Origin of the sequence: Chryseobacterium sp. CBSDS_008 (assembly GCF_049959325.1) — a bacterium.
In the GTDB taxonomy this organism is placed as follows: domain Bacteria; phylum Bacteroidota; class Bacteroidia; order Flavobacteriales; family Weeksellaceae; genus Chryseobacterium.
The window spans coordinates 4,614,587-4,637,074 of the sequence record NZ_CP188202.1; the positions used below are offsets into that span (position 1 = coordinate 4,614,587).

Genomic DNA, 22,488 nt, shown 5'->3' on the forward strand with positions numbered 1-22,488 from the left:
ATTCAAAGAATTTTTGACGGGGTGGTTCTAAACTAACATTAAACCTTGAACATTAAACCCTGAATTATCAATTACCATTCATTACATATCATTAAAGTTTGTATATTTGGTAAGTTTGTGTAAAATCAAAAATAATCTTAATGAAAAAGCTAAATATTGGAATACTTGCCCTTTCAGGTATTGTATTTCTTAATTCGTGTGGTGCAGCAAAGACTGCAGGGACAGACAATAAAACTGAAGCTACAGCAACAGTGGCTGAACCGGTAAAAGAAGAAGCAAAAGAGGAGGGGATCAATTTATCGTATATGGATACAAGTGTCCGCCCGCAGGATGACTTTTTTAGCTATGTAAACGGAAACTGGGTGAAAACGACTCAGATTCCTTCCGATAAAGCAAACTGGGGTTCTTTCAATGCGTTGAGAGAAAATGTGGATGATGCTTCATTAGATATATTGAACAAAATTCTTACAGAAACCTATCCGGCCGGATCTGAAGGGCAGAAAATCCAGAATCTGTATGCTTCTTTTATGGATACCAATAAGAGAAATGCAGAAGGTCTGGCGCCTATCAAAGCTGATCTTGCCAAAGTAGATGCTATTAAAAGTGTTGGTGACCTTCAGAAATACCTCTTGGATGCTACAAAATTAGGCGACAACTCTTTCTACGGATGGAGAGTGGGCGCTGATATGAAGAATTCCAATATGAATGCAGTATATCTTGGCGGTCCGGATCTGGGATTGGGAAGAGATTATTATCAAAAAGTAAACGAAGCGAATACTAAGACACTGGCAGAATATCAGGCCTATGTTGGGAAATTATTCGGGGTTTTAGGATATAAAAATACGACTCAGGCAGCACAGAATGTGGTAGACTTTGAGAAGCAGCTTGCCAATTATTTATTGACGCTTGAGCAGAACAGGGATGCTAATTTAAGATACAATCCTAAAAACGTATCAGAATTATCAGGACTTGTGAAAAATGTAGATCTTGCAAAATACCTGAAAGATGCAGGTGTAAATACAGACCGGGTGATCATCGGAGAGCTGAAATATTATCAGAATATGGATCAGTTTATCACACAGAAAAACCTTCCTTTGCTGAAAGACTATCTGAAATACCATATCATCAACGGAAATGCAAGCAACCTGAACGACAGCTTAGAGCAGATCAGATTTGATTTCTATGCTAAATACTTACAGGGTCAGAAAGAACAGCGTCCGATGAACAAAAGAGGGCTTACTCTTGTAAACGGAGTTCTTGGAGAAGCTTTCGGTAAATTATATGTAGATAAATATTTCACACCTGAAGCTAAAAAGCAGATGGAAACCTATATTGATTACCTTTTAAAATCATTCAAAACACACATCGCCAATATAGACTGGATGTCTCCTGAAACCAAAGTAAAAGCTCAGGAAAAACTATCCAAGTTTACCGTAAAAATCGCCTATCCGGATAAATGGAAAGATTATACCCAGCTAAAAGTAGAATCTCCGAAAGAAGGTGCTACACTATATTCTAACCTTCAGAATGTAGCAGCATGGCAGTATCAGAGAAGCTTAGATAAAGTAGGAAAGCCTGTTGATAAAACAGAATGGGGAATGTCTCCACAAACTGTAAATGCTTACTACAGCGGATCAAACAACGAAATTGTATTCCCTGCAGCCATTCTTCAGCCGCCTTTCTACAATCCTAAAGCTGATGCAGCAGTGAACTTCGGAGGTATTGGTGCTGTTATCGGCCATGAGATTTCTCACGGATTTGACGACAGTGGTTCCCGTTTCGATGGAGATGGTAACCTGAATAACTGGTGGAGTGATGCAGACCGTAAAAACTTTGATGCAAAAGTAGGGCAGCTGGCAGCTCAGTACAGTGCTTACGAACCTGTTAAAGGAAGCTTTGTGAACGGTAAATTTACAAGCGGTGAAAACATCGGTGACTTAGGCGGAGTAGCAGTGGCTTATGACGCTCTTCAGATGTATTTAAAAGATAAAGGAAACCCTGGAAAGATCAGCGGATTTACACAGGATCAGAGATTCTTCATGAGCTGGGCAACCGTTTGGAGAACAAAAGCTACTGATCAGTATATGATCAACCAGGTGAAAACAGATCCGCATTCTCCGGGAATGTTCAGAGCTTTTGGTCCATTGGTAAACCAGGATTCATTCATTAAAGCATTTGATATCAAACCGGGAGATAAAATGTATAAAGCTCCTCAGGACAGGATAAAAATCTGGTAATTTTTTACCTATAAATTGTTAGAAAAGAAAGAATCCGTCTCACGTTAAGTTGAGACGGATTCTCTTTTAATATTCTTTCTTATAATTCCGGAGCACAAACTTTATTCCGGTTTCCATAATGTCTCCCATAGTTTTACAATACTTGAAATTGACATCATACGTAAGTTTTTGTAAAGCAGTTCTGAGTTCTATAACATAGGCTTCCGGCGCAATATTGTCTTTTTTCATAATAGAAATGAGTTCGTCAAATCTGTTTTGGCTGCTGGTCACTCTTTTTACAATCTGTGAACGTACTTCCTTACGGTATTGCTCTATAGAGCTGGGCTTGAGTTTTTCCATGACCATGTTCACCATTTGATTATTCTCTTTGAAATACTGTGGCAGATAGACTTTCAGGTTTCCCTCATACGTCTGCTGGTCAAAATCTATGGGGCGGATTCTGTAAATAACCTGGTCGAAATCATGTATGGGAATAACCACATAATTATAAGAGCGCATATCACCAAGAAGCCCAATAAGGCATCGCTCATTGAATTTCACAAACTCTTTGGAAATCTGTGCTTTTTCCAGCTCATTACAGTGGGGCAGATGCTTCTGAATAAAAACATCGCCGGGAATTCCCAGAATATGCTCTTCGATCAGCGTGTTTTTGTAAACCAGAAAGTTAATCCGGTTCGGAGAAAGCAGGTCTTCAAGCTCAAGCCCGAATATCCGGGAAGCATCCGCCTGTTTAATATAAAAATACGTATAATTGTCATTAAGTATATTTCTTACCCGGATCCGGAAAGGCTTAGAGTTTCCGAAGGTACAGAAGTCAATCGTATCTACTTTCAGATAAGGCAAAGTAGCAATATCCCCGTCAGAATGGAGGAGGGTATAAATTTTATTTAAATTGGCTTCTATTTCTTTAAACTCATACTCAGGATATAATACTCCAAGCCATAAAGTATCTTTTCCCTCTTTATCCAGAATGCTCACACTGTCGCTGAATCTCAGGAGATCTTCATACAGAAACTTAATCTTGGTTGTTCTGTTATACTTTTCCAGATATTGATGTAAAGCTTCTGAAATCGGAAATATGGGTTTTCTAAATGCTATTTTTACATCTTTCATGACACTGTTCGCTTTGTTTAAATATAAAGAATATTTTTTATGATGCCTCAGGAATTTTTATTTTAACATTCATGGGATACTTTTGTAAAGAGTAAAGCAAACGAAAATTTTATTTTTTTTCTTGAATGATTTATTTATTTTTTCATAGCTTAGTGATATCGTAATATGGTGATTTTATGTTGAATAAATGCAGATAAATTTAGATGCATCAAGAAAAATCTTAGTAAAATTTTGTATGTTACAGTTTTTTTTTAAATTTAAACATTGGATTGGTAATTTATTTGATTCATCTGTAAATTACTCAAAGACAGATCCAAACCAAAATAGTAAATCTCAAAATAACAATAATATGGCAATGTTTAATTATGGTGTTGGCGGAAACGAGGTAAAAGTAGACGCTAATGAAGCTATTCAGGAAATACAGGAAAATAAATCACTGATAGTAAGCCAGCTTACAACAGAAGAGTCTTATACCCCTGAAATCGTAACAGGATTAAAAACAGTGGAAGACGTTTTCAAACATTTCCAGCCTTCAGTATCGGTACAGCACGAAACAGAAGATGGTGGAATAGTAGAAGAGGAATTCCGTTTTCAAAACCTTGGAGACTTTACTCCTAAAAGCCTTACTCAGAAATCAGATTATCTGCAGCAGCTGAGCATGGAACAGGAGCAGTACAATAAAATAGTACGTCAGCTGAAAACAAACAAAATTCTACGCAATATGCTGGAGAACGATCAGACAAGAGCGGCGTTCATAGAAGTATTGAAAGAAGTGGCACAAGAACTTGAAAAATAATTAAAGACTTACATTAAATCATGGATAGCAAATTACAGGCACAAGAAAGCCAGCAGCAGGGGCAGCAGCAACACTCAGGGCAGCCGAAGGGCAACCCGCTTGCAGAGCTCAATAAAATGGGAGGATTTGGCTTTGTTGAATCCGTTGTAGACGGTATTGCCAATATGAACCCAACAAGAAGGGCAAGAAAAGAAATCTTCCTGAATGACAGCAATAAAGCAGACGAAAGAAAAGAACTTCTTCAGAAGATCAATCTTTGGGTAAGCCTTTTAGAGGGTAATGAATCAGCAGATAAAATGGCTGAAACGTGCAAAACCAAAGCACTACAAGCTGATCAGAACTTAAAAAGAAACTTAAAGAATACGCTGGATTCCGTTCGTATGTTGGAAACCAACTACAGAACAGTAGCCCAATTCTACAAAAATACAGAATTGGATAAAGTGGATAACGTAAGTATCGTAAACGCAAGCCTTGAGCAGGTTTCCGATCTGGATAATCCTTTATTCATCGATGCAATCTCAGAAGAATTTAAAAACTACTACGACCGTCTGGACCTTAGAGATAACTATTCAATCCTTGCAATACCAGGATATTTAGGATCAAACAAGGTAATTGAAAAATGGGCAAAAATCTGTAACGAAAACAAAGTAATGATGGTTACAGACTTTGCTAATCTTGATAAGCCGGATGACGTTGTAGACTTATTCCACTCTGCAAACCTTACAGGAGGCGAGCTTCACAGAAGTAACGTTATCATGACATGTAACTGGCTGGTAGGACGTGGTAAAGCTGAAGAAGTAGGGGAAGAAGAAAACGTAGAACTTCCGCCTTCCACTTCATTAGCCGGAAAAATCCATAAAACCCTGATGTCTCAGGTAGCAGCAGGTAAAAAACATGGTAACATCAACGAGGTAGACGCTGTAAAATTCGAATTGAAGAAAAGTGAAATTTCTCAGTTGGAAAAAATGGGTCTTGTACCAATGGTAAACGAGTACGGAAAAATTATGGCCTTCTCAGCGAAGACCTTATTTACAGGAGACAATATCGGTCTTCAGACGTATTCCGTAGTTCGTGTATTCGACTATGTAACCAAAGTATTGCTCGACTTCCTGAACAGAAGAGCTTTCGAAAACTGGAATGCTAAAAACGAGGACGATTTGAGAAGACAGATCGTAACCTTCCTTGACAATATCAAAGGACCGGACAAGCTGATTGAAAAATTCAAAATTGTTCGTTTCGAGCAGGATAGGGTAAACAAAGACAGAGTATGGCTGGATATCCGTATGACCCCTTATTTCCCTACGAAGAGTTTCGTTATTAAACTGGACGGCCACAAAGGAGATGATGGTAACGAATGGGATGCAGAATATACTCAGGAGTAACATTGACATACTTTATATAACAAAAACCGATGCAATTTTACATCGGTTTTTTTTCAACCAACACCTATGAAATGTAATATGAATAAAAAGCTTATCATCGGTTTGCCTGCTCTATTGATGGTTTTTTTGATAAGCTGTGAAAAAAAATACCAAAGTCCGGGGCACTATGAAAACGACCTTTTTGCAGACGAACACCAGGAAGGGAAAGCATATATTATGAATAAAGATGAATGCTTTGATGGCAGTGAGCTGGTTCTTGCAAGCTCAGAGGTAAAACTCGCGGACAGTTCAAAAGGCCGCGGAAAAACATTCTTTCTTTATAAAGTAAAATCAGGAAAAGTATTGAAGACCGTAAGAGATTCTGCTGTAGATATGCCAATGTTGTTTTTATCCCAGTATAAGCTAAAGATCAAAAATACAGACTCTATGTATGTTTACCTCAAGAAGCTGGAAGGATACCGTTTTATAGCGAAAGACAGAAACCTTAAATACCAGTGGTTAAAAGCGGCTCCTGTATATTCTGTAGAGAAAAAATAACTTTAAATTCAACTTTTTTATATCACTATATCATGATTTTTTTTATTTTTGTTTTTGAACCAACACAAAAACACGATGAAAAAAAATGTAACCTTATGGGAGGATAAAATCCTTCATCTTCTCCTGCAATCTCATCTTACAAGTAATACCTGTCTAAACAGCTTCCGGCTGGAGGCTGCTTATAAATTATATTAGCCATGACAGGACATATTACGGGGAATCAAAATCCTCAGGTAGGAATAACATATTTCTACGAAGTAAAGCCTTCCATCCTCTCATTCGGACTGAAAGGTGAATATGAATGGTATATTTACAAGAAACAGAAAAACGGAAACTGGAAAGATATCACAGGCACTCCTAAAACCGGTGAAAAAGTAACCTACAAATTTGGGGAAATAGCGCTGGGAATAGAATTTCAAATGAAAGTCTACGAGACTAAGAAAGGTATTTTACCGGGACTTCCCGATACCAAAGAGCTGGCAGGCACCCTTACCATTATTCCTACCAGTAACAAAGTCCCGAAAATAGATAAGGTAGTGCTCTTCAACAGAGGGGCAAAGGACGTTAATAAAGCCAGTTACCGTGATACTCTTATTGCGCAGGCTCACTGCATTGCAATGTTTAATAAAGAGATAGAGTTCCATCTTTGGGAAGATGATGCTGCGGGAAAAGGCCATGATGCCAGTATCAACAAAAACAACCGCCATACACGCAGCTACAAAGCAAGGGTGAATGCAAATGGTATTGCCGAAGTACAGATACCGCTGATGTCTGACGAAAAAATTCTCCGCCAGATCGCCAATCAGTTTATGATGAAAGGTGACAGAGATGAAGGCGCTAATCATGAGTATTATGTTACAGCTACTTATTCCGGGAAAATACAGGGAGCAAGCCAGGTGAATGTAGATGTAGCCAACCCTGATTATAAAGGACAGCCTCAAAATAAGCCCAAACCGCAGCCCCAGAAAAACACCCCAAAATTCCCAGCCGGATCAGGAAACGCCCCGAAACAGGCTGATCCCAAAGGCAATATTATAGAAGCCGTCTTCATAGATGATACAGGAAAAGAACTTTCTAAAGTAGCCGTAGGAAATAAAGTAAGAGTAAGAATCCACTCCAAAAACATGGTGGGAAAACACATCCAATATGTCATCTGGGAATATGATACCACTTCCAGTGATGAAGTCTACAGAAGCGGAATGATTAAAATCCCTGCCGATGTATGTGACACTTCAGGATTTGTCATTACCAAAGACATTTTTGAAAAAGGAACAGACCCGAGTATCGGTAATCTAGATTCATATAAGCAAAACTACTTTATAGAAATTATCTCCAAAGATCTGTCAGCAGAATCTCAGAAATTTGGGGTAAATTCGGATGGTTTGATGGAAGTGGAGAAGGTGAAGAGTGCGGCGGTGGTACAGAATACACAGAAACCAGATAAGCCAGGAAGTTGTATATGCCAAGAACAATATAAGTATCTAATATGGGGTGGAAAGGTAAGTTGTGAGTTTAGAAAAAAAGTAGTGCAAATATGCGCTGAATTGTGGGGAGAAAATAGAAAAATGGAAATGGCCAATGGTTTAATGGCTGTTATGAATGTTGAAACAGCAAGTTCATTTAAGGCACACCAAATAATGGGTCAAACTTTAAAGAATGTCAAGGTTGTAACAAAAGACGATTTCTGGCTTATTCAAAAAGATAAAAAAACAGGGAAGGAAGTTCGTACTTCACGAGCAGTAGGGTTAATTCAATTTACTCAATCTGCATTACAAGCAATTGGAGAATTTAAATCTGGTAGTGGATTTGATAAATTACATGAAGTAAAATTACATTTTGCAACAATGGGAGAAATTAAACAACTTGATTATGTTAAAAAATATTTTGAACCTTCAAAAAATAAAATTAAAACTCCAGAAGACATTTATTTACATGTATTTGCTCCTAAAGGTGTAAATCAATCAGATAATTATGTTTTATATGAGAAAGGGACTATTGAATACACTCAAAATGAAAGTGTTGATAAAAAAAGTAAAGGAACAAATAAAGGAGATGGTAAGATTCAACGTTCAGAAATTTTAGAAAGATATCATGATAGTTATAACGATGGAATTACTAATAAAACACAAAAATTTAATTGTAATAATTCTCCTGAAACACCAGATGTAAAGCAATTATCAAAATGCCCAGAAGATTGTTCACAATGCTTTGAATATGCTGACGTAATAGATAATCCTAAATTAAATGATCAAAGTAACAATGTAAATAAAAATAGATTCCACAGAACTCCTCGGTACAATAACAAACACCCAAAAGGGTACTATCATACAGGTACGGATATCTTAGCACAATTAGACAAAGAATTAAAATCACTGCTGTGTGGAGAAGTCGTAGAAGCTCTTGACACAAAAGGTGATTTAGGAAAAATAGTTACTATTAAATCAAAAGATAAAAATGGTAAATTTATTTGGATAAGATACTGCCATTTAAACTCATTTTCTGTATCAAAAGGACAGAAAATAAAACATGGAAAAGTTTTTGGTAAATCGGGTAATACTGGTAATGCAAAAGATATTTTACCTCAGTATTATCATGTTCACATTGAAGCATCAACTGACGGAGTTTTCTATGGAGGAACTACACGTGCTGATCCAGAACAATTTATGAAAACAAAATTTGATGAAACTATAAAAGGAAATCATATTAAATAATAGACATGAATAAAATATTTTTTATAATTATTGCAATTGTCACATTACAAAGTTGTAATGGACAAGAAAAAAATAAAAGTCAAAATTCTAAAACGACTGAAATTACAGTCCAAGATGACAACACTATCAATTTTCTAGATGCAAAATACCAAGCAAGTGGTTTTTTCATTCCAGACATCTCCAATCCTTACCCAACATATACCTATTCAGATAAAAAAATGGGTGTTCTTAGTGTAGACTTTATTGGAAAAAGGGATGAAACTCAATATTTTTGGAATCACAATAATTCAAAAGGTTATTTTTCAAAATCTACTAACCCCGAAAATGACTCCCAAAATTCAAAAGCAATAAAAAATCTTATTAAAGAAAATGATTACTATATGGTTGCCTCTTATTTACCTGGTAAATTTATTACTTATACAGGAGGGGAAGATGGAGAATTTGAACCAAAACAAAATGCAAAAACAACATTCTATTTATATGAAGACAGAAAATGGAAACAAATAGGAGAAATAAAAACTTTAAAGATTCCAGAAGATCTTTTAGCTTTTGAAACCAGTCTTATTCAGAAAGAGCTTTTTAAAAATCTTAAAAACAATTCATCAACTTATGATGGTACTCATTCTACTTCAGTAGAAACAGAAGCTACCACAACAGGTATGGCTTCTATTTCATATAAATTTGACATAAAAAAAAATAATGTAATCTTATCATTAAATGCATTTAAAGAGTCCAACCTTTGTGAAGGTAAATATATAGGGATCGAAAAAGACAATCAATTAGAAATCTATTATAGTGGTGATCAATTAAATTGTGTAAGTATTGATCCAAAATTTCTAATTAAAAAAGATAAAACTCAATTTTACATAAAAGGAATAGGAGGAGAAGCTACTAATAATGAGTGGATAATGATGCAATAAGTACTGATGACACAATCAAACAAACCAAATGATGAAAAACTTTTAATCATTTTAATATCATCATCCTTAGTCTTTTGCAGTTGTAAAGAAAATCCTACTCAAAAGAAAAGTAAAGAATGTGATTTAAACATGGATAATATCAAAGACAAAATTCTTATAACTTCCCCTAAAAAACCTAATACAGAAAACAGATTTTCAATAGTTTACATATTAATTTATAATAAAAATGGAGAATTTACAGAATATCATAATAATAAAATTATAAATTCATTCAATCATAGTTCTTATGCAGAAGGATTTCAAAACGTAGCAATTAAAAATAACTTTTTTACTATTGAAGAAAACATTTCCTCACAACCCATACAGAATAAATACACAACATTCATTTTTGACAAAAAAGACAACTTTATTTATTTACATAAATTAGGATATTCAACAACATATTCTGATGCTAACCAAGATAATAGTATAACTTATTCATCTAAAAATTTTGGCACAATTAAATTTGAAAAATATGATCCAGAAATGATAAAATACTAATGATGAAATCCTTTTTAACTTCATGAGATAAGAGTAAAAAAATAAATTTATACAATAACGGATTCACAAAAAATCTCTTTCAACATCAAAACAAGTTAAAAAATAAATAAACCTATCTTTGCAGCGTTGAAAATAATGTTCAGATGTGAAGAGGAACCTCTCTTCAATGATTTAAAACAAGATTGGTTTTTGGAAAAAAATAAAACAGCCTCAGAATTCCTTCATGTAGGAAACAGGCTTCTGGAGTGGTACAGGAATAATGCAAGAGATCTGCCTTTCAGACAGACAAAAGATCCGTACAAGATCTGGATCTGTGAAATTGTATTTCAGCAGACACGGATCAATCAGGGATTGAATCATTATAATAATTTCATTAAAAGATTTCCTGATGTAAAAACTTTGGCAGAAGCTGAAGAAAATGAAGTTTTACTTTATTGGAAAGGATTGGGCTATTATTCCAGAGCGATCAATATTCATAAAGCGGCACAGCAGATTATGAACGATTATCAGGGTATCTTTCCTGATCAATACGAAGAAATTCTAAAATTAAAAGGAGTAGGGAAATATACTGCAGCAGCTGTTTCAAGCATTTGTTTTGGTGGAAGAATGCCTGCCGTTGACGGGAATTTTTACCGCGTTTTGAGCCGTCTTTTTGCCGATGATTTTGATATTTCAAATTCAAAAGCGTTTACTTATTTTTCTGAATTGGCCGCTTTGATAATGCCGGAAAATGTAGGAGACTTCAACCAGGCGATGATGGACTTAGGTTCGGAAATCTGTAAACCTAAAAATCCATTGTGCGGAGAATGTCCTCTCAATGAAGACTGTCTGGCATTTGCTATGCAGAAAGTTTCCGGTTATCCCGTAAAAACAAAAAAAGTAAAAACAGAAGACCTTGCTCTGACCTATTATTTTGTTCACAAAAATGGACAGTTTCTGATCCGCCAGAGAACAGATGATTTCATATGGAAGAAGTTATTTGAGTTTCCTGCAGCCATTTCTGCTGCCATGGATCCATTCATTACAGGTTCAAAAACAGTTGCCCATAAACTGACTCACAAGAATTTAAGCATTGAAATATGGAATGTTGAGGTCACTTCAGAAAAGATATGGAATGATTTTATCGCTGAAAATCAATACCTGATTACAGATCTTGAAGATTCTCATGAAAAATCGTTTCCAAAGCCTTTGGAAAATTACATTCAAAACACTCTGAAAGACTGAAATTTGTCTTCTGAAATCTGAAATCTAATTTGTACTTTTGCAAAATGATTAAAAAAGTCATTTTTATTTTCGTATCGCTGCTTTTAATTTCATGTGGAAAAGACCCTTCACCAAAACCTTATGGAGAACTGCGTCTTGAATATCCCGCACCGAAATACCAGAAGTTTGAAAACGATTGCCCCTATACCTTTGAGTATTCGGATTTTGCTTCGATCTCTCCTGCAAAAAAACCTTGCTGGTTTTATCTGAATTATCCAAAAATGAAGGCTAAGCTTTTCGTTACCTATTATCCGATACAGAACGACTTTGCAAACCATATCAAGGAAGCTGAAAAAATGGTGTATGAACATACCATAAAAGCCAGTTCCATAGATACAAAATCCTTTGAATACCCTGAAAAGAAAGTATACGGGAACTTCTATGAGCTGAAAGGGCAGAGTGCTTCCAATCTACAGTTCTATATTACAGACAGTACGAAACACTTCGTTACTGCTTACCTATACTTTAATACGAGACCAAAACCGGACTCACTTGCTCCTGCAGTAAATTATATCAAAAATGATATGAAACACCTGTTGGATTCTTTTGAATGGAAAAAATAATTACTTTTAATATACATTGAAAAATATATGAAACTTTTAGTTGTAGGAAGTGTTGCATTTGATGCAATTGAAACACCATTTGGTAAAACGGATAAAATTTTAGGAGGTGCAGCCACGTATATCGGGATCACTTCATCAATTTTAGGCGTTAAATCCGGAATTGTTTCTGTAGTAGGAGGAGACTTTCCACAGGAACATCTTGATATGTTCACAGACAGAGATGTAAACATCGAAGGAATTGAAATCGTAAAAGAAGGAAAAACATTCTTCTGGTCCGGAAAATACCACAACGATCTGAATACAAGAGATACTCTGGCTACAGAAGTAAATGTACTGGAGAATTTTGATCCGAAAATCCCGGATTCAATGCAGGATGCCGAAATTTTATTACTTGGAAACCTACACCCCGGAGTTCAGCTGTCTGTACTTGAAAAAATGAATAACCGTCCTAAACTGGTTATCCTTGATACCATGAACTTCTGGATGGATTCTGCATGGGATATCCTGATGGATATGATTGCTAAAACAGACGTTATTACCATCAACGATGAAGAAGCAAGACAGCTTTCAGGAGAATATTCTTTAGTAAAGGCGGCTAAAAAGATCCATACAATGGGTCCTGAGTATGTAATCATCAAAAAAGGAGAGCACGGCGCTTTACTTTTCCATGATAATAAAGTATTTGCTATCCCTGCGCTTCCGTTAGAGGATGTTTTCGACCCGACAGGAGCTGGTGATACTTTCGCCGGAGGTTTTGCTGCATACCTTGCTAAAAAAGAGAAAATCGATTTCGATACAATGAAATCTGCTCTTATCGTAGGATCTGCAATGGCTTCATTCACTGTAGAGAAATTCGGAACAGAAAGAATAGAAGAGGTAAGTGAAGCAGATATGTTCAGCAGATTGAGACAATTCAAAGAATTAACGACATTTGATATTGAACTGCAGTAAATAAGTCTTTTTAAGAAATATTTATAATAAAAAATTGAGTGAAATTCGTTAAGAATTCTAAATTTGCAACTTGTTAAAATAGTAAAATGACAAATAAACTAAAAATCACTTTTCTTCTTGGGATTTTCATCATGATATTCTCTTCAAATAGGATGAATGCCCAGCTAAAACAAGGAGATTTGGTGGATGGTATTGCAGCTGTTATCGGAGATGAGATTGTTCTGGAATCTGATGTAAACGAACAGATGAATTACGGGAAACAGCAGGGAGCTGCCAACACAGACAAATGTGAGTTCCTGGAAAACCTTATCAGCAATAAGCTTCTTGTATACGAAGCAAAAAAAGATACGTTAATTGAAAACCGTTCTGCAGCAATCAAAGAACAGGCTAACGCAAAATACCGTCAGTTGCTTTCTCAATTTCCGGATGAAAAAACATTGCTGGCCGCTTATAAGTTCAGAAATGCCTATGAAATGAAGAACGCTATCGAAAAGATAGATACAGACCAATATTACGGGCAGGCAAAATACCAGAGAGTTACTGATAAAGCAGATGTAACTCCAAATGAGGTAACTGATTTCTACAATATGTATAAAACACAGCTGCCACAGGTAAAAGATGAAGTTACTTTAGCTCAGATTATGATCTATCCGTCACTTACAGAAGCTCACAAGCAAGACCTTATCAACAGATTGAAAAAAATCAAGCAGGATATTATTGGTGGTGAAACTTTTGAAAGCCAGGCAAGAATTTATTCTGAGGATGAAGGATCAGCTGCTAACGGAGGTTTATATAAAAATATCAATAAAGGGCAGATGGTAAAGCCATTTGAGGCTGCTGCATTGAACCTTCAGGAAAATGAAATCTCAGATCCGATTGAATCTGAATTCGGATTCCATATTATTCAGTTAGTAAAAAGATCAGGTAAAGTATATGATGCAAGACATATCTTGCTAAAAGCTACTCCTACTGATGACGAAATCAAAACAGCAAAAGCAAAATTAGACAGTATCAGAGGTCTTGTCTTGAATGGTAAAATGACATTTAAAGATGCTGCTTTTAAATTCTCAGATGATAAAAGAACAAAATTCAACGCCGGGATAATTCCTGGGGCAGATGGTTCTGATAAAATTGAAAGAGAAAGTATTCCCGGAACAATCAGCTACGAATTGGCAGGATTAAATAAAGGAGACATTACTACCGCTTTCGAAGATGAAGAAAACAAAAGAAAGCAGATCAAGATCATCAAAGTTGAAGACGTGATTCCTTCTCACCAGATTACTCTGGAAACAGATTTCAGCAGAATCAAGCAGATGGCACTGAACAAAAAGAAAAGTGAAATGGTTGAAAAGTTTGTCAATTCTAAATTGCCGACAACTTTTATCTCTATTGACGGACGCTACGACAGCTGTAGCTTTAAGTCCAACTGGAAGAAACAATCCATAACAAAATAATAAAGAAACCTTCAGAACTTCTGAAGGTTTTTTTTGTTCTAACACTTTAAAGATGACAGTTTATCATAGAAAATATTGACATATTTTTCCCGTAAAACCGTTGTTTTTACTATTTTTACATATGAGCAATTTTATAGATTTTAACGCTGCAAAAAAACTTCATGATATGGAGGGAACACACAATAGAATTTCACACCTTTTTAATATTAAATATCCGATTATCCAGGCAGGCATGATCTGGCATTCCGGATGGAGACTTGCTTCTGCCGTTTCCAACTGTGGCGGATTGGGTATCATAGGAGCAGGAAGTATGTATCCTGACATTTTAAGAGAAAATATCCGGAAATGTAAACTGGCAACAGAGAAACCTTTTGGAGTGAATGTGCCCATGCTGTATCCCAATCTTGAGGAGATTATTCAGATCATTCTTGAAGAAGGAGTCAAAATTGTATTTACATCAGCCGGTAACCCGAAAACCTATACAGAAACCCTTCAGAAAGAAGGCATAAAAGTAGCTCATGTTGTTTCTTCTACCAAATTTGCTGTAAAATGCGAAGATGCAGGAGTAGACGCTATCGTAGCAGAAGGTTTCGAAGCCGGAGGGCACAACGGAAGAGATGAAACAACTACTTTCTGCCTGATCCCCAATGTAAAGAAACATATTTCCAAACCATTAATTGCGGCAGGAGGAATTGCTTTAGGTTCACAGATCAAAGCGGCCATGATTCTGGGTGCAGACGGTGTACAGATCGGTTCCCGTTTTGCTGCTACTACAGAAGCCAGTGCCCATGAAAACTGGAAAAAGAAAATCACAGAACTGCAGGAAGGTGATACCCATCTTACTTTGAAAGAACTGGCGCCTGTAAGAATGGTTAAAAATAAATTTTTCAATGAGCTGGAAGATATTTATGTGAGTGGAAGAAATAAGGAGGCTTTAATTGCCTCATTGGGAAGAGCCAGAGCAAAACGCGGAATGTTTGAAGGAGATATGGAAGACGGAGAGCTGGAAATAGGCCAGGTTTCTGCCTTGATCGATGAAATTCTTCCGGTGGAGACTGTTTTCAATCATTTATTAAAAGAATTTGAAGAAACAAAAATGCCAGCTTTTTAAATATAATTTTATTCAATGGAGGGAAGAATAATTGATGTAAAGGATAAAAAATTATATATTGAACACCATAATCCGTTTGAAGGCAGACCCACCATTGTTTTTCTGCATGATTCATTAGGTTCAGTACAGCTTTGGAGAGACTTTCCGGCCAAATTATCCAAAGCTACACAATGCAATATACTTACTTATGACCGTTTAGGTTATGGAAAATCATACCCCATGCTTACTCATGAAAGACCGGTAAATTATATGGAGCTGGAAGCAGATCTGTTGAATGATGTATTGACTGAAATGAAGATTGATAATGCTATTCTGTTCGGACACAGTGATGGGGGAACAGTAGCTTTGATCACCGCTGCAAAATATCCTGAAAGAGTAGAAGCTGTCATTTGTGAAGCAGGTCATATTTTTGTGGAAGAGGTAACTTTAAAAGGGGTTTATGACGCCTGGGAAGCTTACAAAACGACCAATCTTCCTGAACGTTTACAGAAATATCATGGTGATAAAGTAGAAATGCTTTTCAAGGCCTGGACAGAAACATGGACACGGGACGATTACAGAACATGGAATATTGAATATCTGTTGAAAGACATCACTGCTCCATTACTGTTTATCCAGGGAGAAGCCGATGAATACGGCACATTGGATCAGGTGGAAAAAACTATAACCCAGGTGAGTGGAAGTGCGGAAAAATACATTATTCCCGGAATAGGGCATACACCACATAAAGAATCTCCAGAGCTTGTATTGGAGAAAGCTACAGAATTTATTGGTAAATATTTTTAATCTGAACCTATAAAATATAGAAATAAGACACCTTGTAATCAGGGTGTCTTATTTTTATATTAAAATTCCAATGTGAAAGCTTAAAAAATTACAGTAATTGAAGTTCTGCTGCAATATTTTCTTTTGCCTGAGCTTCATACTTTTCCTTAAAATACTCTGTTTTAAAGATACTCTCTAGTTCGAGAAAATGCTTAAGCACTTTTTTTCGTCCCGGTTTATAAAGGAAGTCAGGATAAATGGAATACTCTTTTCTGATATTCTGAGTGTATTCTGAATAAGTTTTAAAATCTTTGCCCAGAACAGAAAGGTCAGCATCCAGAAGATAATTGGTATCCTCATCATCAGAGCGTTGGTGAGATTTTGTAGCCAGAATCTGTGCAGAAATTAATAAAATTTTATCTTGATTGATATGAAGTTCGGTAAGTCTTTTTTCGGCCTTGGCAGCACTTTTTTCTTCGTTAGCTTTGGAAGTTGCATCATAAATCACATCATGATAGAATACAGAAAAAGAAAGCGCTGTAAAATCTGAGATATTCATTTTCATTGCGTCAAGCTCTTTAAACATATTTTCAAGATGAAGAAGATTATGATAATGCCTGCCTTTTTCAGAATATCTGGTTTCAATTTCCTTCCACAGATTGCCGATGAGTTGTTGATCTTCTGTAAACGGGGAACAGAGCTGTTCAAATTGGCTTTTCAGATTCATAGAAATAAAGATATAAAAAAAGGAACTTTTAAAAAGTTCCCTGATTTGCTTCCAGAACAGCCTTCAGCTCGGCCCAGCCTCCACCGTTATAACCGTCCTTTAGTCCTTGAGCGTTAAGATAATCCAATGCTTTTCCGCTTCTGTTTCCGCTTCTGCAGAATAAGATTACCGGTTTTTCAATAGATAGAATCTCATCCTGTCTATCTTCTACTTCACCCAGAGGAATATTCTTAGCACCATCTATATTACCGTCCATTTCAAGCTCCATGGGCTCACGAACGTCGATTAATTCATAGTTTCCGGATTTTATTACTTCTATTAAAGACATAGTTGTTTGTTTTAAACATTAAATTAGAAACGAAATTACGCAATTTTTTTTTGAAAAAAATCCTAATTAAAATATAATTTTTCAGAAAAGGAACAACAGGCCAGCTTTAATGAAAATCAGAAGATTGATAAAATAATCTTAATTTTGCAGGGTGAAATTATGAAGTCAGACGCTGAAAAATATTCCCAACTGATAAAATCCAAGGCAAAAAGTTTTGGGTTTCAGAACTGTGGCATCTCCAAAGCTGATTTTCTGGAAGAAGAAGCGCCCCGTCTTGAAAAATGGTTGAAGAACAGCTATAACGGCGAAATGAAGTATATGGAAAATCATTTTGACAAAAGACTGGATCCCAGACTGTTGGTAGAAGGTTCAAAATCTGTCATCTCTCTTTCTTATAATTATTTTCCAGAGGAAAAAATTTCGGTATTGGAGAATTATAAAATTTCAAAATATGCCTATGCAGAAGACTATCATGAAGTCATCAAGGAAATCCTACGTGAGATGGTAACCGAGCTGCAGGAAGAAATTGGAGAGTTCGGATTCCGGGTTTTTGTAGATTCTGCACCGGTTTTAGAAAGAGCCTGGGCAAAAAAATCAGGAATAGGCTGGGTAGGAAAAAATGCAAATCTCATTACCAAGCAAAGTGGTTCATTCTATTTTCTGGCCGAAATTATCTGTGATCTGGAACTCATTCCCGATCATGCGACTACAGACCATTGCGGAAGCTGCAGGAAATGTATCGATGCCTGTCCCACAGATGCTATTGTTTCTGAAAAAATTATTGACGGAAGCCGCTGTATTTCTTATGCAACCATAGAACTGAAGGACGAAATTCCGGGCCATTTTAAAAATAAAATGGAAGACTGGATGTTCGGCTGTGATATCTGCCAGGATGTATGCCCATGGAACCGTTTTTCAGCTCCCAACAAACAAAGCCGTTTCCAACCCAATGAAGCATTGAAAAACTTCAAAAAAGGAGAATGGAAAGAACTTACCCAGGAAATTTTCTCCGAAATCTTTAGAAAATCCCCCGTGAAGCGTACCAAATTTGCAGGACTGAAGCGAAATATTGAGTTTTTACAGAAATCTTCCGACTGATTTTTCCCTAAACTTTCGGTGATAATCCCTCCTTTGGAATTTCTTGAAGTCCAAACCAGAGCTGATAACCGGCCATTCCTTAAATTTTCGTTTTAAGGAGGTAAAGATTTACATTAATAAGTTTTTTTGAAAACCCTTTCCTATAAAGAAAAAAGATTTTTCAGGAGATCAGAATCTCACCGAAAATCAACGTTTTTTTTGTATTCTTTTAGGAGCAGTTTTTACTCTTACTTTAAACCTTTTTTGGGATTTAGTATTTTTACGCATATTTGTGAATATTTCGTAACTAAATATAGCTAATTTTTCGATTAAAACAAATACTTTTACCAAAAATTAAAGATTAAATTTTATTAAAAAAACATGACGCTGAAAACGGTATTAATATATATCCTGAAGGTGCTGGGAATTATCCTGGGAATTGTGATTATTTATGTAATCCTTGGATTACTGATTCCGTACATCCCTGTTTCAGCAAAAGATGATGGGCAGAAGAAGGAAATTCCAATCTATATTTATACCAACGGAGTGCACACAGATATAGTAATGCCTGTGAAAAATGATCTTCAGGACTGGAGCCGGAAAATTCCTTTTACCAACACAAAATCAAAGAAAACAGATTACCAGTATATCGGAATAGGCTGGGGCGACAAAGGTTTTTACCTGGATACTCCTACCTGGGCCGATCTTAAATTTTCTACAGCCGTGAAAGCCGCCTTCTGGTTAAGTGATTCCGCGATGCACTGTACTTATTATAATACAATGAAAGAAGGAGAAGATTGTAAAATGATCATGATCAGCAGAAACCAATATCAGAATCTAATAAAATTTGTAGAAGATAAGTTTGACAGAGATCAGAACGGAAACTTTATATTAATCCCAACAAATGCAGTGTACGGCGATAACGATGCATTCTATGATGCTAAAGGAACTTACAGTTTCCTTTACACCTGCAATACCTGGTCAAATAACGCTTTAAAAGCTGCAGGACAGAAAGCGGCACTTTGGACTCCCACAGATTTCGGAATCTTTCAGCATTATAAATAATTAATGAAAAGGATTTACTTGTTTTTCATCGTTTTGTGGATGTGCTACTGCTCTCAGGAAAAAAATAGAAATATTGTACACAATGTTGAAACTCCTGTTTTCGTTGAAAAGAAACCTGAAGCTGACCTCTCCAAAACAAAAATAAAAGCGGAAGAAGCACTGAAGTTCTGTGATTCAAAGAACCTTAGCAAAGATTTCTGCATTCTTATCGATATGAGTCTTCATTCCGGGGTGAAGCGTTTTTTTGTCTGGGACTTTAAAAATAAGAAGGTTTCAAAAGAATATCTGGTAGGCCATGGCTGCGGTTCCAATTCATGGAGTAAAGATGATTCTAAAGCGAATCCGGGCTTCAGTAATGAAGACAGAAGCCATCTTTCATCTTTGGAAAAATATAAGCTGGAAGGCAGAGGATATAGTGATTGGGGAATCAATGTAAAATATCTGATGCACGGTCTCGACGAAACAAACAGCAATGCTTTAAAAAGATTTATTGTCCTTCATTCCTGGGACCTGATGAGTGATGAAGAAGTGTTTCCTGACGGTTCACCAGAAGGCTGGGGTTGCCCCACCGTTTCCAATAATGCAATGAGGGAAATTGATCCGATGATCCAGAAATCAGGAAAACCTGTACTGATGTGGATTTATAATTAAATCTTTGTTATACATTTGTTTTGTAACAGTAATGTAAACTGATTCCGTCTTATGAAACATACGCTTTTCCGTGAACAACAGCTCAATTGTGATGTAGAAACTGCCTGGAAATTCTTTTCCTCGGCCAACAATCTTTCAGAAATTACTCCGAAAGACATGGGCTTTGTTGTATTAACGGAAATGGAAGATGATGAAATCTATGAAGGAATGATCATTGATTATTATGTTTCCCCATTATTCGGAATTAAAATGAAGTGGCAAACCGAAATAACCCAGGTTGATTTCCAGAAAAGTTTCACTGATTTTCAGAAAAAAGGTCCATACAAACTATGGAATCATCACCATGAATTTATTCCTAATAAAGAAGGTGTTCTGATGAGGGACACTATAGATTATGAACTTCCTATGGGATTTTTAGGCGAAATTGCCCACCGCCTTTTCGTCAGAAAGAAGCTGGAGCATATTTTTGATTACCGTTTCAGAATACTCAGTAAACTGTTTTAATCATTCAATAGAAATGGGCTTTGGCCCGTTTAAAAATAAAAAGCAAATTCAATTGGCTTAGCCAAAAACCTAGCCTTAGCTGAAAAGTTCTGTCAATTTCTAAAAGGTTTATACTATGACTTTCAGAATTTAATGGGATTCATCATTTATTTAATGGTTAAATACCCTTAATTCACTAATTGTTTAAGTTTTTTTAACACTTCAACAGCCGGATTTCCCAGCAAAAATCCTTATTTTTGCATCACTATCGTTTTTGCTAAAAAACTTAAGTATTCTGATTGACATGGCAGGTCTGAGGTCATTTTTCTTATTCTATATCATACTGGTTTTTTCCCTTTTCAATTCGAATTGGGCAGAAAAATCGCTGCGGAATATACCTCATGTTCCTCCTGTAACTAACATTCATGTTCTGGATGTCTACGAAGAAGCAGATATGAATACGCATGCACTGCCTGCTGCTTCAAAAATTGTAAAACATTCTGTCAGAAAAAACGATCCTGCCATTGCAGATTTTTCAGGAATTTTAAAAGTTATTCCCAAAGTTACGCTTCCTGAGATCGCAATTTCTATTATTTGTGGTGTTAAATCTTTTCTCCATCTCCTCCAGCTGTACTAGGTTTAAATTTCTGAAAGCCAAATCATTTTAACGGAAATCTTATAACTTAAACATTTAAAAATGTATTGTAAAAACGTAATAATTTGCATTCTTGCAACATTATTCGCTGTGTCATGCAGTAAAGACAAGAAAAAAAATAATCAGAAAGATAAAGAAGTTCCCGTACTGGAAATCAAGGAAAAAGATACACTGGTGAGCAACCAGTTTGTTACCGATATCCAGGCTAAAAAGAATGTTGAAATGCGCTCCAGGATCGGAGGCATTATACAGCATATTTATGTAAACGAGGGACAGTTTGTACATCAGGGACAGGCTTTATTTAAAATCAATGATGCTGAGCTGCAGATGGAACTTCTTAAAGCAAATGCTGCATTAAAGCAGACTGAAGCGGACGTTCGTATTGCGGAAGTGGAACTCAAGCAGATCCAGAGTCTTCATGCTAAAAAATTTGTAGCTAATAACGAGCTGGAAATGGTGAAAGCAAAATTGTCTTCCGCCAAAGCAAAACATGCATTTGCCGATGCAGAAAAGAGGACGGTTCTTCAGAAAATAAGCTTTACAAAAATTACTGCACCTTTTGATGGGGTAATTGACGTGATTCCTCATAAAGACGGAAGTCTGGTGGAAAATGGCACGCTGTTGACCACACTTTCCCAGTTGAATGAAGTATATGCCTATTTCTCCATTCCGGAAAATCTGTATTTTGAGCTTTTGGCCAACGATAAGATCGGAAGCCATCAGAAAATTGAACTGACACTGCCCAACGGAGTTAACTATCAGTTCAACGGTGCTTTGAAAACAGCTGAAGGAGAAATCGACAGAGCGACAGGTTCCATCCGCTATAAGGTGCTTTTCCCGAATCCGGACCGTCTCATCAAGCACGGAACTTCCGGAAAACTTATTATTTCCGAACAGCAGGACCATGCGATCCTTATTCCACAGAAATCTACTTTCTCCATTCAGGATAAGACCTACGTTTTTGTTGTAGATAAACAGAATAAAGTGAAAATGACCAATATTAAAATCGGAACTACCTTAAGGGATTCTTATATGGTAGAAAGTGGTCTTAAAAAAGGAGATTTAATCATTTATGAAGGGACTCAGTCTTTGAAAGATGGTGATATTATCAAAATCAAAAGGAAGTATTAACCTTTCATAATCTTTAAATCAATTAACT

The 22,488-nt window shown here is 36.2% G+C and carries 22 protein-coding genes; 19 read left to right on the forward strand and 3 right to left on the reverse strand.

Going from position 1 to position 22,488, the window contains the following annotated elements; all coding sequences use genetic code 11:
• Window positions 1–140 precede the first annotated feature (140 nt).
• Window positions 141–2,237: a M13 family metallopeptidase gene (locus ACP3T3_RS20890; protein WP_426477633.1), complete on the forward strand. Its 2,097-nt coding sequence runs from the start codon at window positions 141–143 to the stop codon at window positions 2,235–2,237.
• Window positions 2,238–2,303: 66 nt separating this feature from the next.
• Here ACP3T3_RS20890 and ACP3T3_RS20895 read toward each other — a convergent pair whose 3' ends face one another.
• Window positions 2,304–3,350 carry a hypothetical protein gene (locus ACP3T3_RS20895; RefSeq protein ID WP_426477634.1) on the reverse strand — a complete coding sequence of 349 codons (1,047 nt, stop codon included), beginning with the start codon at window positions 3,348–3,350 and terminating at the stop codon, window positions 2,304–2,306.
• Window positions 3,351–3,699: 349 nt separating this feature from the next.
• Between ACP3T3_RS20895 and ACP3T3_RS20900 the strand changes: the two genes are divergently transcribed.
• The 12 genes from ACP3T3_RS20900 to ACP3T3_RS20955 all read left to right on the forward strand — a co-directional run bounded on the left by ACP3T3_RS20900 (window position 3,700) and on the right by ACP3T3_RS20955 (window position 16,364).
• The gene (locus tag ACP3T3_RS20900; protein ID WP_426477635.1) at window positions 3,700–4,146 is read left to right on the forward strand and encodes a type VI secretion system contractile sheath small subunit; all 447 of its coding nucleotides are present in this window, start codon (window positions 3,700–3,702) and stop codon (window positions 4,144–4,146) included.
• Between the two features lie 20 nt (window positions 4,147–4,166).
• Window positions 4,167–5,528: a DUF5458 family protein gene (locus tag ACP3T3_RS20905; protein WP_426477636.1), complete on the forward strand. Its 1,362-nt coding sequence runs from the start codon at window positions 4,167–4,169 to the stop codon at window positions 5,526–5,528.
• 78 nt (window positions 5,529–5,606) lie between these two features.
• Window positions 5,607–6,065, forward strand: coding sequence for a hypothetical protein (locus ACP3T3_RS20910; RefSeq protein WP_426477637.1), 459 nt, complete (start codon window positions 5,607–5,609; stop codon window positions 6,063–6,065).
• Window positions 6,066–6,262: 197 nt separating this feature from the next.
• The gene (locus ACP3T3_RS20915; RefSeq protein WP_426477638.1) at window positions 6,263–8,776 is read left to right on the forward strand and encodes a M23 family metallopeptidase; all 2,514 of its coding nucleotides are present in this window, start codon (window positions 6,263–6,265) and stop codon (window positions 8,774–8,776) included.
• A gap of 5 nt (window positions 8,777–8,781) precedes the next feature.
• A complete protein-coding gene (locus ACP3T3_RS20920) occupies window positions 8,782–9,696 on the forward strand; it encodes a hypothetical protein (RefSeq protein ID WP_426477639.1) in 915 nt (304 codons plus the stop codon).
• 6 nt (window positions 9,697–9,702) lie between these two features.
• Entirely contained in the window at window positions 9,703–10,236 is a 534-nt protein-coding gene (locus ACP3T3_RS20925; RefSeq protein ID WP_426477640.1) for a hypothetical protein, read from the forward strand.
• Between the two features lie 189 nt (window positions 10,237–10,425).
• Window positions 10,426–11,460 (forward strand): A/G-specific adenine glycosylase, encoded by a 1,035-nt coding sequence (gene mutY, locus ACP3T3_RS20930; protein ID WP_426477641.1) that lies wholly within the window; start codon window positions 10,426–10,428, stop codon window positions 11,458–11,460.
• A gap of 44 nt (window positions 11,461–11,504) precedes the next feature.
• Window positions 11,505–12,062 (forward strand): gliding motility lipoprotein GldD, encoded by a 558-nt coding sequence (gene gldD / locus ACP3T3_RS20935; RefSeq protein ID WP_426477642.1) that lies wholly within the window; start codon window positions 11,505–11,507, stop codon window positions 12,060–12,062.
• A 27-nt stretch (window positions 12,063–12,089) separates the two neighbouring features.
• The gene (locus ACP3T3_RS20940; protein WP_426477643.1) at window positions 12,090–13,013 is read left to right on the forward strand and encodes a PfkB family carbohydrate kinase; all 924 of its coding nucleotides are present in this window, start codon (window positions 12,090–12,092) and stop codon (window positions 13,011–13,013) included.
• A gap of 86 nt (window positions 13,014–13,099) precedes the next feature.
• Window positions 13,100–14,467: a peptidylprolyl isomerase gene (locus ACP3T3_RS20945; RefSeq protein ID WP_426477644.1), complete on the forward strand. Its 1,368-nt coding sequence runs from the start codon at window positions 13,100–13,102 to the stop codon at window positions 14,465–14,467.
• Window positions 14,468–14,588: 121 nt separating this feature from the next.
• A complete protein-coding gene (locus ACP3T3_RS20950) occupies window positions 14,589–15,578 on the forward strand; it encodes an NAD(P)H-dependent flavin oxidoreductase (protein WP_426477645.1) in 990 nt (329 codons plus the stop codon).
• A 15-nt stretch (window positions 15,579–15,593) separates the two neighbouring features.
• Window positions 15,594–16,364: an alpha/beta fold hydrolase gene (locus ACP3T3_RS20955; RefSeq protein WP_426477646.1), complete on the forward strand. Its 771-nt coding sequence runs from the start codon at window positions 15,594–15,596 to the stop codon at window positions 16,362–16,364.
• A gap of 88 nt (window positions 16,365–16,452) precedes the next feature.
• Here ACP3T3_RS20955 and ACP3T3_RS20960 read toward each other — a convergent pair whose 3' ends face one another.
• Together ACP3T3_RS20960 and ACP3T3_RS20965 are read right to left on the reverse strand one after the other, a co-directional pair.
• Complete coding sequence (locus tag ACP3T3_RS20960; RefSeq protein WP_426477647.1) at window positions 16,453–17,070, reverse strand: HD domain-containing protein; 618 nt, start codon at window positions 17,068–17,070, stop codon at window positions 16,453–16,455.
• Between the two features lie 28 nt (window positions 17,071–17,098).
• Entirely contained in the window at window positions 17,099–17,398 is a 300-nt protein-coding gene (locus tag ACP3T3_RS20965) for a rhodanese-like domain-containing protein (RefSeq protein WP_426477648.1), read from the reverse strand.
• Between the two features lie 159 nt (window positions 17,399–17,557).
• Between ACP3T3_RS20965 and queG the strand changes: the two genes are divergently transcribed.
• The 6 genes from queG (at window position 17,558) to ACP3T3_RS20995 (ending at window position 22,460) form a co-directional block, all read left to right on the forward strand.
• Window positions 17,558–18,496: a tRNA epoxyqueuosine(34) reductase QueG gene (gene queG, locus ACP3T3_RS20970; RefSeq protein WP_426477649.1), complete on the forward strand. Its 939-nt coding sequence runs from the start codon at window positions 17,558–17,560 to the stop codon at window positions 18,494–18,496.
• Window positions 18,497–18,856: 360 nt separating this feature from the next.
• Window positions 18,857–19,540, forward strand: coding sequence for a TIGR02117 family protein (locus tag ACP3T3_RS20975; RefSeq protein WP_426477650.1), 684 nt, complete (start codon window positions 18,857–18,859; stop codon window positions 19,538–19,540).
• 3 nt (window positions 19,541–19,543) lie between these two features.
• Entirely contained in the window at window positions 19,544–20,191 is a 648-nt protein-coding gene (locus ACP3T3_RS20980; protein ID WP_426477651.1) for a murein L,D-transpeptidase catalytic domain-containing protein, read from the forward strand.
• A gap of 51 nt (window positions 20,192–20,242) precedes the next feature.
• Window positions 20,243–20,695 carry an SRPBCC family protein gene (locus ACP3T3_RS20985; protein WP_426477652.1) on the forward strand — a complete coding sequence of 151 codons (453 nt, stop codon included), beginning with the start codon at window positions 20,243–20,245 and terminating at the stop codon, window positions 20,693–20,695.
• Between the two features lie 253 nt (window positions 20,696–20,948).
• The gene (locus tag ACP3T3_RS20990; protein WP_426477653.1) at window positions 20,949–21,311 is read left to right on the forward strand and encodes a hypothetical protein; all 363 of its coding nucleotides are present in this window, start codon (window positions 20,949–20,951) and stop codon (window positions 21,309–21,311) included.
• Between the two features lie 60 nt (window positions 21,312–21,371).
• Window positions 21,372–22,460 (forward strand): efflux RND transporter periplasmic adaptor subunit, encoded by a 1,089-nt coding sequence (locus tag ACP3T3_RS20995; RefSeq protein ID WP_426477654.1) that lies wholly within the window; start codon window positions 21,372–21,374, stop codon window positions 22,458–22,460.
• Window positions 22,461–22,488 lie beyond the last annotated feature (28 nt).

Coding starts and splice junctions, on each gene's coding strand:
- ACP3T3_RS20890 (WP_426477633.1), top strand. CDS start 141: ATGAAAAAGCTAAATATTGGAATACTTGCCCTTTCAGGTATTGTATTT.
- ACP3T3_RS20895 (WP_426477634.1), bottom strand. CDS start 3,350: ATGAAAGATGTAAAAATAGCATTTAGAAAACCCATATTTCCGATTTCA.
- ACP3T3_RS20900 (WP_426477635.1), top strand. CDS start 3,700: ATGGCAATGTTTAATTATGGTGTTGGCGGAAACGAGGTAAAAGTAGAC.
- ACP3T3_RS20905 (WP_426477636.1), top strand. CDS start 4,167: ATGGATAGCAAATTACAGGCACAAGAAAGCCAGCAGCAGGGGCAGCAG.
- ACP3T3_RS20910 (WP_426477637.1), top strand. CDS start 5,607: ATGAATAAAAAGCTTATCATCGGTTTGCCTGCTCTATTGATGGTTTTT.
- ACP3T3_RS20915 (WP_426477638.1), top strand. CDS start 6,263: ATGACAGGACATATTACGGGGAATCAAAATCCTCAGGTAGGAATAACA.
- ACP3T3_RS20920 (WP_426477639.1), top strand. CDS start 8,782: ATGAATAAAATATTTTTTATAATTATTGCAATTGTCACATTACAAAGT.
- ACP3T3_RS20925 (WP_426477640.1), top strand. CDS start 9,703: ATGACACAATCAAACAAACCAAATGATGAAAAACTTTTAATCATTTTA.
- gldD (WP_426477642.1), top strand. CDS start 11,505: ATGATTAAAAAAGTCATTTTTATTTTCGTATCGCTGCTTTTAATTTCA.
- ACP3T3_RS20940 (WP_426477643.1), top strand. CDS start 12,090: ATGAAACTTTTAGTTGTAGGAAGTGTTGCATTTGATGCAATTGAAACA.
- ACP3T3_RS20945 (WP_426477644.1), top strand. CDS start 13,100: ATGACAAATAAACTAAAAATCACTTTTCTTCTTGGGATTTTCATCATG.
- ACP3T3_RS20950 (WP_426477645.1), top strand. CDS start 14,589: ATGAGCAATTTTATAGATTTTAACGCTGCAAAAAAACTTCATGATATG.
- ACP3T3_RS20955 (WP_426477646.1), top strand. CDS start 15,594: ATGGAGGGAAGAATAATTGATGTAAAGGATAAAAAATTATATATTGAA.
- ACP3T3_RS20960 (WP_426477647.1), bottom strand. CDS start 17,070: ATGAATCTGAAAAGCCAATTTGAACAGCTCTGTTCCCCGTTTACAGAA.
- ACP3T3_RS20965 (WP_426477648.1), bottom strand. CDS start 17,398: ATGTCTTTAATAGAAGTAATAAAATCCGGAAACTATGAATTAATCGAC.
- queG (WP_426477649.1), top strand. CDS start 17,558: ATGAAGTCAGACGCTGAAAAATATTCCCAACTGATAAAATCCAAGGCA.
- ACP3T3_RS20975 (WP_426477650.1), top strand. CDS start 18,857: ATGACGCTGAAAACGGTATTAATATATATCCTGAAGGTGCTGGGAATT.
- ACP3T3_RS20980 (WP_426477651.1), top strand. CDS start 19,544: ATGAAAAGGATTTACTTGTTTTTCATCGTTTTGTGGATGTGCTACTGC.
- ACP3T3_RS20985 (WP_426477652.1), top strand. CDS start 20,243: ATGAAACATACGCTTTTCCGTGAACAACAGCTCAATTGTGATGTAGAA.
- ACP3T3_RS20995 (WP_426477654.1), top strand. CDS start 21,372: ATGTATTGTAAAAACGTAATAATTTGCATTCTTGCAACATTATTCGCT.